This is a genomic window from Streptomyces sp. NPDC004284 (assembly GCF_042874035.1).
Taxonomy (GTDB): domain Bacteria; phylum Actinomycetota; class Actinomycetes; order Streptomycetales; family Streptomycetaceae; genus Streptomyces.
The window spans coordinates 1-12334 of the sequence record NZ_JBIAMJ010000035.1 but is presented as its reverse complement, the minus strand read 5'-3'; the positions used below and the strand labels follow the sequence as shown (position 1 = coordinate 12334).

The following is a 12334-nucleotide window of genomic DNA, read 5'->3' as shown; positions in this document are numbered from 1 at the left end:
CAGGGCGGTCAGGGCCGGGGGGGCCGGGCGGTGCGGGAAGGCGGCCTCGGCCGCGCGCAGCACCTGCTGCCACAGGGACAGCGGGGGCGGGGCGAGGTGTTCGGCGCAGGTGCCCCACAGCACCGGTACGCCCGAGCGTTCGGCGAACCGCCGCAGCAGGCTGGTCTTGCCGGCTCCCGGTTCCCCCGAGACCGTCACCAGCTGCCCGCGGCCGGCCTCCGCCGCGGCCAGGGCCTCGGTCAGTTCGCGGACCGCGGCCTCCCGGCCGACGAAGACGTCCGCGGCGGGCCTCTGGGCCCGCGGTGCCGGGCCGGCCGGGCGCGGCGGGCGCGGCGGGTGCGGGTGCGGGTCTTCGGCGGGGGGCCGGCGTGCGGTGAGGGGGGTGGCCGGCCGCCAGTCCAGTTCCGGGTCCTGGTTCAGGATCTGCTGGCGCATGTGCTGCAGCCGCAGGGTGGGGTCCACGCCCAGTTCCTCCGACAGGCTGGTCTGGACGGTCCGCAGCGCCTGCAGCGCGTCGGCCTGCCGGCCCGCCCGGTACAGGGCCAGGCTGAGCAGTTCGCAGCCGTACTCGCGCAGCGGGTTGGCCTCGACGAAGGCCCGCAGTTCGGCCGCGGCCACCTCGTGGGCGCCCAGCGCCAGCAGCGCGGCGCAGCGCATCTCCACGACCGACAGCCGCATCTCCTCCAGGCGGGCCACCTCCGGCATCACGCAGGAGACACCGCTGACCTCCGGGAAGGGCTGTCCGCGCCACAGGGCCAGGCCGGCGTCGAAGGCGTGCAGCGCGCCCTGGGCGTCGGCCCGGTCCCGTGCCCGCCTGCCGGCCTCGGCGTGGGCGGTGAAGCGGTGCACGTCGATGTCGGCGGCGTCGGCGGCCAGCAGGTAGCCGCGGGGGCAGGTGCGCAGGACGGTGGCCGGGGTGCGCGGGGCGCGGCCCGGTTCCAGGACCTTGCGGAGTTTGGCCACGTACGCCTGCAGGGAGGTCATCGCCGACGGCGGCGGGTTTCCCTCCCACAGGGCCTCCAGGATGACGTCCGTGGTCACCGTCCGGCCGGCCTGGCTCACCAGCAGGGCGAGCAGCGTGCGCTGTTTGGGTGCCCCCAGGTCCAGGAGCCGGCCCGCCGCCGCTGCCTGGACGGGGCCCAGCGCGTGGAAGCGGGCCGGGGCCGGGGGGCCGGGGCGCGGGGCGGCGGGGGGTGTGCCGGTCATCGGGTGAAGCCCGGGCGCTGTGCGGTTTCGACGAGCGTGGTGTCCGTCATGACGAGCCCTTTCCGGATAGCCGTGTGCCGGGTTGTGCACGGCGACGCGGACCGGGAAAAGCGTCGTGCCGCCCGTCGCCACCCCGGATATCAGGGATCGTTGGCCGACGCTACGGACACCTGTTCAAAACTGGCTTGAGTGCTCCTCGAATTGCGCTGGGGTGGCGCTGATCCGTCTGGTCGGCGTCGTGGTTCGGATGCTAATAACTGAGGGGTGCTCAGTGATCTGGTGGGCGCCCGGGTCGTCATGGGTGACGCCGTCGGAGAGCCGCTCGAGTTCCAGGGCGATGATTGAGGAGAGTCTGATCATGAAGGCTGTGCGTTTCCATTCCTATGGTGATTCCGAGGTTCTGGTCCACGAAGAGGTGGAGGTTCCGCGGGCCGGTGCGGGGCAGGTGGTGCTGCGGGTCGCCGGCGCCGCGGTCAACCCCGTCGACGCGACGCTGCGCGCCGGGTATGTCCGGGAGGTGTTCGACCTGGCTCTGCCGCACGTGCCGTGCTACGACGTCGCCGGTGTCGTCACCGAGGTCGGCGAGGGGGTGAGCGGCTGGAGCGAGGGCGACGCGGTGGTGGCGTGGCTGCCGATGACCGGGCCCGGTGCGGCCGCCGAGTACGCGCTGGCGCCGGCCGAGGCGCTGGCGGCCGCTCCGCGCAGCGTGGAGCTGGCCGATGCCGCGGCGCTGCCGTCGGTCGCGCTGACCGCCTGGCAGGCGCTGTTCGAGCACGCCGGGCTGAGCGCGGGCCAGAGTGTGCTGATCAACGGCGCCGGCGGTGCGGTGGGCGGGTACGCGGTGCAGCTCGCGGCGCAGGCCGGTGCGTCGGTGACGGCGACCGCCGGGCCGGGCAGTGCCGAGCGGGTCGCGTCCTACGGGGCCGGGCGGGTGATCGACTACACCGCCACGCCGCTGCTGGAGGCGGTGGCCGGTGAGCGGTTCGACGTGGTGCTGAACCTGGTGTTCCTGGCGCCGCAGGAGCTGGCGAGGCTGGTGGATCTGGTGGTGGACGGCGGGGTGTTCGCCGACACCGTTCCCCCGGGCCTGACGCAGGGCGCCGGGCGCGGGGTGCGGCACGCGCAGGTGTTCGGGCGCGGTGACGCGGGCCGGCTGGCCGATCTGGTGGCGCGGGTGGACGCCGGCGAGCTGCGTGTCCATGTGGCGCAGCGCCGTCCGCTGGCGGAGCTGCGTGGTGTGCACGAGGAGCTCGGCGCTTTCAAGCTGGCCGGCAAGACCGTGGTGACCCCCTGAAAGAGGCTGGTGGCCCGGCGCTGGGCCGTGGCCGCATGAATCAAGGAGCTTTGTGTCCATGTCTTCGACGTTGGAATCGGATGCTGTCGCGGCGACGCTGAACCGGCTGCTGGCAGCGGAGGACGAGCAGGACCTGGCGGCCGAGTGGGCGGCGGCCGGGGTGGATCTGGGCGGGGACTTCCCGGCCGACATGAGCGCCGCCGAACTGGCCGAGCGCACCAAGGACATCATCATGTCGGTGTCCCGGCAGGGCGGGCGGCTGCTGTATCTGCTGACGCGGGCGGTCAAGGCGCGCACGGTGGTGGAGTTCGGCACGTCGTTCGGGATCTCGACGCTGTATCTGGCGTCCGCGGTGCGCGACAACGGCGGCGGCCGGGTGATCACGACCGAGCTGCAGCAGGACAAGGCCCGCACCGCGAAGGAGAACTTCGCCGCCGCCGGGCTGGACGACCTCATCGATCTGCGGGCCGGTGACGCCCGCGAGACGCTGCGGGAGCTTCCCGGGCCGGTGGACCTGGTGCTGCTGGACGGCTGGCTGGATCTGCGGCTGCCGATTCTGAAGCTGGTCGAGCCGCGGCTGCGGCCCGGTTCGCTGGTGGTGATCGACGATGTCGACCTGGACATCGGCCGCGGGGTCTACGAGGAGTTCCGCAGCCACATCGACGACCCGGCGAACGGATACCTGTCGATAACGCTTCCGGTGCATCAGGGAGTTCAGCTGGCGCTCAAGCTGAACTGAGCAGGCGGGAAAAGCAGAAAAGAGACAGGGGGCCGGCCGCGGCCACCGGGTGGATTCCCGGTGGCCGCGGCCGGCCCTTCTTCGCCGTACCGGATCCCGGTGGCCGATGTCCGGTTTCCCGGTTACCGGCCGCCGATTTCCGGTCGCCGGTTTCCGGGTTGCCGGTCACAGGGTTCCCGGGTTCCCGGTTTCCTGGTTGCCGGGTTACCGGGTTACCGGCCGCCGGTTACGGGTTTCCGGCCGCCGGTTTCCCGGTTTCCGGCCGGTGTTACGGGTTTCCGGTTACGGGTTTCCCGGGTTTCCGGGTTTCCGGCCGGTGTTACCGGTTTCCGGCCGCCGCGGTCACCCGTCGGATGCTGTCGTCGGCGATACGCTCGGCGCGTTGCCGGGAGACGGCCTCCTCGATGTAGGTGAAGTTCCAGGAGAGCCGGCCCTGGCTGGTGGTCACCGAGGATCCGAGGTAGCCGACCACCGAGATCCCGCCGACGAACTGCGCGCCGGACAGGTGCCAGGCGCCGAGTTCGGTGGGGAAGGCGAAGCGGCCGATGTTGGAGACGAAGAAGTTGAAGGGCCCGTTCTCCTCGAAGTGGCGGATGAAGGGGCCGCTGTCGGCGGTGCCGGCCGGTCCCTGGACGGCGAGCAGGTCGAACACCTCGTACTGTTCGCCATGCTTCTTGCGGGCGGCGATGTCGTCGTTGACGAACCGGGCCATCGCCCACAGGTCCTCGGGCTGGTAGCGGACCACGGAGTGCAGGGCCGAGACGTAGCAGCCGGCCTCGTCCTCGGTCACCTCGCGCCGCAGTTCGTCGCGCAGGGACAGCGGGGAGCCGACCGCGAAACGCGCCTGGGGCGCGGCCTGGGCGTCGTGGGCCACCGCGCAGGCCAGGGCGGCGGCCAGCACGCCGTGCAGGGTGGTTCCTTCCCGCTTGCAGGCCGCGGCGAGGCGCTCCAGCACGTCGCCGTCCAGGGACCGGTGCAGCATGCGGGTGCGGCGCTGGTCGAAGGGGACGAACCGCTCGGGGCGGAGCCGGCCCGTCTCGCCGCTCTCCTGCGGGTCCTGGGCCCCGGCCTCGGGCCGGGGGCCGGGGCGGGGCGGGAAGAGGGCCTCGAACGGCTCGGGCAGGCCGCCGCCCGTGGTGCCGGCGCCGGCGGGCGGCTGGGCGGCCAGGTGGACCCACTGGCGCAGCAGGGACAGGGCGGTGGTGCCGTCCGCGATGCAGTGCGGCACGGTCAGCACGAGGTCGTGGGTCTGGCCGGGGGTGCTGATCAGGACGGCGCGGGCCAGCGGCCCGGATTCCCGGTCGATGGGGTCGGTCAGTTCACGGGCGTCGATCTCGCCGGCCCACCGGTCCTCCTCGGGCGCCGCCAGGAGGACCTCGCGCAGCGGGACGGGCCGGGCGGTCGGCACGAACCGCGGCCCGGTGCCCGGCTGCTGCGGGTCGCCGGCGGCTATCGCGACGCGCAGCAGCGGGTGGCGGTCCTGCAGGGCGCGCAGTGCGGTGCGCAGCGCGGGTGCGGAGATCTCGCCCTGGATGCGGACGCGGGCGCAGACGTTGAGCGTGGAGAGCTGGTCGATGATCCAGTACCAGCGTTCGCCCGGGCTGAGCTCGCGGGATGTCGTCTCGTGCCGGGCGGTGCCGGCGTTCGTCGGTGCGCTCGGTGTGTTCATGGCGGCACTCCCCCATCGCTTGTTCTCGGCGGCCGTCCGGTGCGGCACCGGGCGGGCGCCGGAGGCTAGCAACGGTCCTTCGAATTCCGGTCGAGTGGCCGGATGCCGGCGGTGTGTCCAAGGGCCCGGCCGGTGCGGGAGCGGGGGGGGCGGCGGGGCGGGGGCGGGGGGTGTGGCCTGCGGACTGTGGTCGGCGGTTAGTCGTTGCCAAGCGGGCCCTGGTGGCATTTTCGACCCGAGCTCAAGTCGGCCGCGATCCGGACCCGAGTCGGCCGCGATCCGGTCTCAAGCACGCCAGGAGGAACGTCGCCATGACCGACACGACGCTCAGCACCACCTCTTTGCCGCTGTTCCCGATCGACCCCTCGGGCGTGGACCGGCACGGCGAAGCGGCGTTGATGCGCAGCCTGGGCCCGGTCGTGCGCGCCGTGCTGCCCGGCGGGGTGCGCATGTGGGTGATCACCGACTACGCGCTGCTGGCCGAGCTGTCCGCCGACCCCCGGGTGGGGCGGGACTGGCGCAACTGGGAGGCGCTGCGCCGCGGTGAGATCCCCGACGACTGGCCGCTGCTGGGCATGATCCGGCTGAACAACATGATGGCCCGCGACGGTGCGGAGCACCGGCGGCTGCGGCGTCCGCTGACCCGGGCCTTCACCCGCAACCGGGTCGAGCGCATGGGGCCGCGGATCGACCAGATCGTGGCCACGATGCTGGACGACCTGCCGCGCCAGGCCGACGCCGACGGCGTCGTCGACCTGCGCAGGCACTACGCCTATCCGTTCCCCATGCAGGTCATCTGCGAGCTGATCGGCGTGCCCGAGGCGTGGTGGTCGAAGTTCCGTGAACTGATCGACACCGTCATACGCGCCGACACCACCCCCGAACAGTTCCTGGCCTCCCAGGCCGAGCGGCACGAGATGTTCCAGCGCCTGTTCGCGATGCGGCGCGCCGAGCCGGCCGACGACCTGACCAGCGCGCTGCTGGCCGCGGGCGTGGAGGAGGGAGAGGAGGCGTTCACCGACGAGGAACTCGAGGACACCCTGTGGACGCTGATCGGCGCCGGCCACGAGACGTCGATCAGCCTGATCGTCAACGCCACCCGGGCGCTGCTGACCCACCCCGAGCAGCTGGCGATGGTCCGCGAGAACGGCACGGCGCTGTGGGGCGAGGTGGTGGAGGAGACCTTGCGCTGGGACTCCCCGGTGGGCAACTTCCCCGCCCGGTTCCCCACCGCCGACATCACCGTCGCCGGCGTCACCATCCCCCGGGGCGACGCCATCCTCGCCCCGTGGAGCGGGGTCAACCGGGACCCGCGGCAGTACGGCGAGAGCGCCGACCGGTTCGACATCACCCGCCCCGTCAAACGCCACCTCGCCTTCGGCACCGGCCCCCACGTGTGCATCGGCCCCGCCCTGGCCCGCTTCGAGGCCATGGCCGCCCTGCCCCCGCTGTTCGCCCGCTACCCCCAGCTGCGCCTCGCCGTCGACCCCGCCGAACTCCAGCCGGTCCCCTCCGTCTTCTCCAACTCCGTCACCGGCCTGCCCGTCCACCTCGGCCCGCGGAAAAACTGACCCCCCGCTGTCCCGGCGTGAACGGCCGGGCAGACCCCTCCTGCCGGGAGAGGCCTGCCCGGCCGTTCACGTCCCCCCCGCCCCCCGGGGGCGGGCCGGGGCGGGCGCCCACGACGCGCGGGCGGGACGCCGGCCGGCACGGGCGGGACGCCCCGGTCGTTGGCGCTGGCCGCGGCGAAGCGGCCGGGGTACGCGGGGACGCGCGAGGCGCTGCGGACCGCGGCGCCGCCGGAGAAGTGCGCGACGGGAGCACCGGACCTCGGCGGGAGCACCGGACCTCGACGAGGGGGCGCAGGACCTCGACGGGAGCACCGGACCTCGACGGGGGGCACGGGGCCTCGGCGGGAGCACGGGGCCGCCGGGCCGGCCCTCCGGGATCCGGACGCCGGCCCGGACGGTGAGCCCGGAGGGGCTCGTCCGGCTCGTGCCGGGACCCGCAGGCCGGACCGTTGCGGGCGTGGACGGCCGGGGCCGCCGGGCGGACGGATGCGGCCGGGCGGACGGGGCCGGGCGGACGGGGCCGCCGGGCGGATGCGGCCGGGGCATCGGGTACGGGCGGGGCCGCCGGCCGGGTACGGACAGGATGCGGCCGGGACACCCCCGCAGCGGAGAGCCGCGGGGATGTCCCGGCCGGGTGCCGGGGGGGGCGGGGCCCGGCGGGAGACCGGGCCGAGGGGCCTTGGCGGCCGGGCTACCGACAGCCGGACAGCGTACGGGCGCGGACGGCGGGCGGCCGGGATCGGCGGGCGGGCGCGGACGGCGGGCGGCCGGGACACTCCCCGCAGCGGAGAGCCGCGGGGGGTGTCCCGGCCGGGTGCCGTACGACGACGGCGCCCCCCCGGGGTCCCGGAGGCCGCCCCCGCAAGGGGCCGGGCCCGGGGGTGCCGGGGGGGCGGGGGCCCGGCGGGAGGCCGGGCCCGGGAAGGGGGTTCAGCCGCCGGTTCCCGCGGGGGCGGCCGGCGGGATGTTGTGGTTGAGGCGGAAGAGGTTGTGCGGGTCGTGGGCGGCCTTGATCTCGGTCAGGCGCCGGTAGTCCTCGGGGTGGTAGGCGGAGCGGACGTGCTCGGCGTCCCGCCGGCCGTTGAGGAAGGTCAGGGCCCGGCCGCCGGTGCTCCAGGGCGCGAGGGCCTGGACGAGGCGGTCGTGCGCGGGCTGGATGTCGGCGAGGTCGGCGCGCTCCAGGCGCGAGACGATGTTGATCAGGTAGTGCGCGTCGCGGTGGCCGACCGCGTTGGGGACGTCGGCCGGGCGGGCCAGCCGGCCGCCGAGGTGGCGCAGTTCGACGACGTGCGGCACCGGGGCGTGCGGTCCGACCAGGTCCAGGACGGCGCCGGCCGCGTCGGTGTCGAGTTCGCCCAGCAGGGCGGTGACGGACTCGAAGGCGCCGGGCACCGGCGGGTCGTTGTGGATCGTGCCGACCTCGGTGTAGGGCAGTTCGCGGACGGTGTCGTTGAAGGGGCCCAGGGCCCGCAGCGGGGCGATGAGGTCCTTGCCCGGGCTGAGGTCGTCGGCGGAGTAGGCGATGCGGACGTGGACGACGTGCCGGCCGCGCAGCGGCGGCGGCAGGACGGGCGCGTCGGGGAAGGAGATCACGGCGAGCGAGGAGGTCATCTCCTCGGGCATGCCGGCCGACCAGCGCACATAGGTGTCCAGGACCTCGCGGGCGGAGGCGAAGTCGAAGAACAGGCCGCCGCCGTAGAGGGCGGGGACCGGCATGAGGCCGATCTCGATCCCGGTGACCACGCCGAAGTTGTCCCGGCCGCCGCGCAGCGCCCAGAACAGGTCGGGGTCCGAGGCCGCGGTGACCTGCCGCAGCCGGCCGTCGGCGGTGACGACGTCGATGCTGCGGACGTGGTCGGCGGCGTATCCGTACCGGCGCGAGAGCAGTCCCAGGCCGCCGCCCAGGGTGTACGACACCACGCCGACGCCGGGGGCGGAGCCCGCCAGCGGTGCCAGGCCGGCCGGCGCCGCCTCGTGGATCACCTGGTCCCAGCTCACCCCGGCCGCCACCCAGGCGGTGGCCGCCTGCGCGTCCACCCGCACACCGGTCATCCGGGAGGTGTTGATGAGGACCCCGCCCTCGGCGGCCACGGCCGCCAGCGCGTGTCCGGTGCCCTGCACCGCCACCGGCAGGCCGTGCCGGGCGGCGAAGAGGACCGCCTGCTGCACATCGGCCGGGCCGCTCGCCCCGACCAGGACCGCGGGCCGGTGCGAGCGCCCGGTCTGGTTCCCGGCCCGCTCCGTGTCGTAGCCCTCGTCCCCGGGAGTCAGCACCGGTCCCTTGACCTGTTTGGCTAACGCCTCGACGGCCTCGCCGAAGTCGGTGGTGGCCTCGCGGCCGTCTCCGCCCGAAGTGCTCATCGGTTCTCGTCCCTTCACCAGCCGGTCTCACGCCGTCCGTCGCGGCTCTCGCGGCCCGGGTCCTGCTGCCGCTAAAGTTAGTCAAGCAACCGTACTACTTTTTAGTCAAGCCCCCTGACGACTTGGCTGTGTCCGAAAGGCGGCCCGCGATGACCCCACCCGCACCCGAGACCGGCAGACTCCCGATACCGCTGCCCACCCTGCTCGCGCAGGCCAAGGACCTCACCATCGACCGGCTCCACCGCCACCTGCACGACGAGGGCTTCGAAGGCGTCCGCTTCCGCCACGGCTCCGTCTTCCGCTTCGTCGACCCCGAAGGCACCCGGCTGACCGTGCTCGCCGAACGCTCCGGATTCAGCAAACAGGCCATCGCCGAGGTCGTCGACGAACTGGAACGGCACGGCTACGTCGAACGCACCGCCGACCCCCGCGACCGCCGCGCCAAACTCATCCGCCTCACCGACCGCGGCCGCGCCGGCCAGCTCGCCGCCGCCCGCATCCTGGGCGACATGGAACGCATGTGGGCCCGCCACCTGGGCCAGGACGAGATCGACGCACTGCGCCACATGCTGGAGGAGATCATCGCCCGCCAGGACCGCTGACCCCCGGCGCCCCGGCACCCCGGCACCCCGGCACCCCGGCACCCCGGCACCCCGGCACCCCGGCACCCCGGCACCCCGGCACCCCGCAGGAGACCACCGCGCACCAGGGCCGGTGCCCCCGCACCGGCCGGAGGAGACCACCGCACGCCGGGGGCCGGCAGCAGCCCGGCGCCCGCCGGAGAAGACCACCGCACACCAGAACCGGCAGCGGCCCGGCACCCGCCGGAGAGGGGCCGGCGCACACCAGGACCGGGGATCGCCCGGCACCCGCCGGAAGGGACCGCCGCACACCAGGCCCGGCACCGGCCGGAGGAGACCACCGCACGCCAGAACCGGCAGCGGCCCCGCACCCGCCGGAGAGGGGCGGCGCACGCAGGGGCCGGCACCCGCCCGGCACCCGCCGGAGAGGGGCCGGCGCACACCAGGACCGGGGATCGCCCGGCACCCGCGGAAAACCACCACACGCAGGACCGGCGATCGCCCGGCACCCGCCGGAGGGGACCGCCGCGCGCCGGGGTCCGGCCCGGCCGGGCGCCGGGCGGCCTCGCGCGCGCGGGGGTGGCGGGGCGGGCCCAAGCCCGCTTCAAGCCGCCCGCAAGCACGAGCGGCAAGGGTAGGGAGCTGCCGAACCGCGAGCCGACTCCTCAGAAGGTGGACTCCACGGACATGCCAACCATATGCAAACCGTCGGTGGACGTGCCGGAATACGTCATCACCATGGAAGAAACCCTGAAGTTCGCCGAAGAGACCCACCGCGGCAAGCCACAGCTGCCGCTGGCACTCCGGCTGATCCGGAACACCGGTGTGCAGAAGCGGCACATCGTGCAGCCGATCGAGAAGACGCTGCGCCACCCCGGCCTCGAACAGCGCAACAAGACCTTCGAGGCCGAGGCCAAGAAACGCTGCCCCAAGGTCATCGAAGAGGCCCTGGCCAACGCCCAGCTGACCGCCCGTGACATCGACGCGATCATCTTCGTGTCCTGCACCGGGTTCATGATGCCCTCGATGACCGCCTGGCTCATCAACCACATGGGCTTTCGCACCGACACCCGGCAGATCCCCATCGCCCAGCTCGGCTGCGCGGCCGGCGGCGCCGCGATCAACCGCGCCCACGACTTCTGCACCGCCTACCCCCACGGCAACGTGCTGATCGTCTCCTGCGAACTGTGCTCGCTGTGCTACCAGCCCGACGACGACAACATCGGCTCACTGCTGTCCGACGGACTGTTCGGCGACGCGGTCGCCGCCGCCGTCGTCCGCGGCCACGGCGGCACCGGCATCGCCCTGGAACGCAACGCCTCCTACCTCATCCCCCACACCGAGGACTGGATCTCCTACGCCGTACGCCCCACCGGCTTCCACTTCCAGCTCGACCGCCGCGTCCCGGGCACCATGGAACCCCTCGCCCCCGTCCTGCGCGACCTCGCCGCCGGCCACGGCTGGGACATCGCCGGCCTCGACTACTACATCATCCACGCCGGCGGCCCCCGCATCCTCGCCGACCTGAGCACCTTCCTCGGCGTCGACCTCCACATGTTCCGCCACAGCTCCGCCACCCTCACCCAGTACGGCAACATCGCCAGCGCCGTCGTCCTCGACGCCCTGCGCCGCCTCTTCGAGGAGAACACCCTCACCCCCGGCGCCACCGGCATCATCGCCGGCTTCGGCCCCGGCATCACCGCCGAAATGGCCGTCGGCACCTGGCGCACCCCCACCCCCGCGCCCACCACCGGCCACCACCGACAGGCCGTGCCGGCCACCCTGTGAGGAGAAGGACACCATGACAGCCAACCTGCCCTCCCCCGGCCGCATCCTGGAGATCGCCAGCGGCTACTGGGCCACCGGACTCCTCGGCGTCGCCACCCAGAACTCCCTGTTCACCCTCATCCACGACGGCGCCACCACCCCCCACGCCCTCGCCGGGAAAACCGGCATGGCCCCCCGCGGCATCCAGACCCTCCTCGACGGACTCGTCGGCCTCGGCCTGCTCACCACCCACCACGGCACCTACCACAACACCCCCGAGGCCGACCTCTACCTCGTCGAGGGAAAACCCACCGACATCAGCGGCTTCGCCCAGCTCAAACTCGCCGAGATGGACCGCCTCGCCGACCGCCTCGACGTCTTCACCACCGGCGGCCCCCAGACCAACCCCATGGTCGAAGTCGCCGACAACCCCCACTGGGAAAAAGTCGTCACCGCCATCGCCGGCCTGTCCGTCACCGCCGCCCAGACCGCCGCCGAAGCACTCCACCTCGCCGAACGCGACCACCCCGCCATCCTCGACGTCGGCGGCGGCTCCGGCATCTTCTCCTCCATCTGGCTCCGCCTCAACCCCACCGCCCACACCACCCAGCTCGACTGGGAACCCATCAACACCATCGCCCACCGCCTCCTCGCCCAACACTCCCTCGCCGACCGCTTCACCCCCCTCAACGGCGACTTCCACACCACCCCCCTCCCCCCCCACACCTACGACATCGCCCTCTACTCCCACATCGCCCACCAGGAAAGCCCCCACGACAACACCACCGTCTTCACCAAACTCCGCCACACCCTCAAACCCGGCGGCACCCTCGTCATCTGCGACTACATCGTCGACGACCACCGCACCGGCCCCACCTTCCCCCTCCTGTTCGCCTCCGAAATGCTCCTCAAAAGCAACACCGGCAACACCTGGACCCGCACCGACTACACCACCTGGCTCACCCAGGCCGGCTACACCACCATCACCTTCCACCCCACCCCCACCCCCGCCACCCTCATCACCGCCCAATAACCCCCCACCCACCGGCACCCCGGAAACCCCCACCCCCACCCACCCCCACCCCCACCGGGCCTCCGCCCCCCACCCCGGGACGGAGGCCCCACCCCCACCCCCACCACCGGCAC

The 12334-nt window shown here is 73.5% G+C and carries 9 protein-coding genes; 6 read left to right on the top strand and 3 right to left on the bottom strand.

The window, feature by feature from the left end; all coding sequences use genetic code 11:
• The coding region (locus ACFYUS_RS38930) for a BTAD domain-containing putative transcriptional regulator (RefSeq protein WP_388863027.1) at positions 1–1206 on the bottom strand (1206 nt) is incomplete at its 3' end.
• A 358-nt stretch (positions 1207–1564) separates the two neighbouring features.
• Between ACFYUS_RS38930 and ACFYUS_RS38925 the strand changes: the two genes are divergently transcribed.
• A complete protein-coding gene (locus tag ACFYUS_RS38925) occupies positions 1565–2500 on the top strand; it encodes an NADP-dependent oxidoreductase (RefSeq protein WP_388863025.1) in 936 nt (311 codons plus the stop codon).
• A 58-nt stretch (positions 2501–2558) separates the two neighbouring features.
• The gene (locus tag ACFYUS_RS38920) at positions 2559–3239 is read left to right on the top strand and encodes an O-methyltransferase (RefSeq protein ID WP_388863023.1); all 681 of its coding nucleotides are present in this window, start codon (positions 2559–2561) and stop codon (positions 3237–3239) included.
• Between the two features lie 319 nt (positions 3240–3558).
• On the opposite strand, the gene ACFYUS_RS38915 is transcribed toward ACFYUS_RS38920, so the two are convergent.
• Positions 3559–4908 (bottom strand): condensation domain-containing protein, encoded by a 1350-nt coding sequence (locus ACFYUS_RS38915; protein ID WP_388863021.1) that lies wholly within the window; start codon positions 4906–4908, stop codon positions 3559–3561.
• A gap of 311 nt (positions 4909–5219) precedes the next feature.
• On the opposite strand from ACFYUS_RS38915, the gene ACFYUS_RS38910 reads away from it, so the two are divergent.
• Entirely contained in the window at positions 5220–6479 is a 1260-nt protein-coding gene (locus ACFYUS_RS38910; RefSeq protein ID WP_388863018.1) for a cytochrome P450, read from the top strand.
• A 930-nt stretch (positions 6480–7409) separates the two neighbouring features.
• Here the strand turns inward: ACFYUS_RS38910 and ACFYUS_RS38905 are convergent.
• The gene (locus ACFYUS_RS38905; protein ID WP_388863016.1) at positions 7410–8840 is read right to left on the bottom strand and encodes an FAD-binding oxidoreductase; all 1431 of its coding nucleotides are present in this window, start codon (positions 8838–8840) and stop codon (positions 7410–7412) included.
• Positions 8841–8989: 149 nt separating this feature from the next.
• On the opposite strand from ACFYUS_RS38905, the gene ACFYUS_RS38900 reads away from it, so the two are divergent.
• From ACFYUS_RS38900 to ACFYUS_RS38890, 3 genes are all read left to right on the top strand, one after another.
• Entirely contained in the window at positions 8990–9442 is a 453-nt protein-coding gene (locus ACFYUS_RS38900) for a MarR family winged helix-turn-helix transcriptional regulator (protein WP_388863014.1), read from the top strand.
• Positions 9443–10108: 666 nt separating this feature from the next.
• Entirely contained in the window at positions 10109–11209 is a 1101-nt protein-coding gene (locus ACFYUS_RS38895; RefSeq protein ID WP_388863012.1) for a type III polyketide synthase, read from the top strand.
• A gap of 13 nt (positions 11210–11222) precedes the next feature.
• The gene (locus ACFYUS_RS38890; RefSeq protein WP_388863010.1) at positions 11223–12221 is read left to right on the top strand and encodes a class I SAM-dependent methyltransferase; all 999 of its coding nucleotides are present in this window, start codon (positions 11223–11225) and stop codon (positions 12219–12221) included.
• Positions 12222–12334 lie beyond the last annotated feature (113 nt).

What these genes read in the sequence shown, in the direction of transcription:
- ACFYUS_RS38925 (WP_388863025.1), top strand. Translation starts at nt 1,565, where the DNA reads ATGAAGGCTGTGCGTTTCCATTCCTATGGTGATTCCGAGGTTCTGGTC.
- ACFYUS_RS38920 (WP_388863023.1), top strand. Translation starts at nt 2,559, where the DNA reads ATGTCTTCGACGTTGGAATCGGATGCTGTCGCGGCGACGCTGAACCGG.
- ACFYUS_RS38915 (WP_388863021.1), bottom strand. Translation starts at nt 4,908, where the DNA reads ATGAACACACCGAGCGCACCGACGAACGCCGGCACCGCCCGGCACGAG.
- ACFYUS_RS38910 (WP_388863018.1), top strand. Translation starts at nt 5,220, where the DNA reads ATGACCGACACGACGCTCAGCACCACCTCTTTGCCGCTGTTCCCGATC.
- ACFYUS_RS38905 (WP_388863016.1), bottom strand. Translation starts at nt 8,840, where the DNA reads ATGAGCACTTCGGGCGGAGACGGCCGCGAGGCCACCACCGACTTCGGC.
- ACFYUS_RS38900 (WP_388863014.1), top strand. Translation starts at nt 8,990, where the DNA reads ATGACCCCACCCGCACCCGAGACCGGCAGACTCCCGATACCGCTGCCC.
- ACFYUS_RS38895 (WP_388863012.1), top strand. Translation starts at nt 10,109, where the DNA reads ATGCCAACCATATGCAAACCGTCGGTGGACGTGCCGGAATACGTCATC.
- ACFYUS_RS38890 (WP_388863010.1), top strand. Translation starts at nt 11,223, where the DNA reads ATGACAGCCAACCTGCCCTCCCCCGGCCGCATCCTGGAGATCGCCAGC.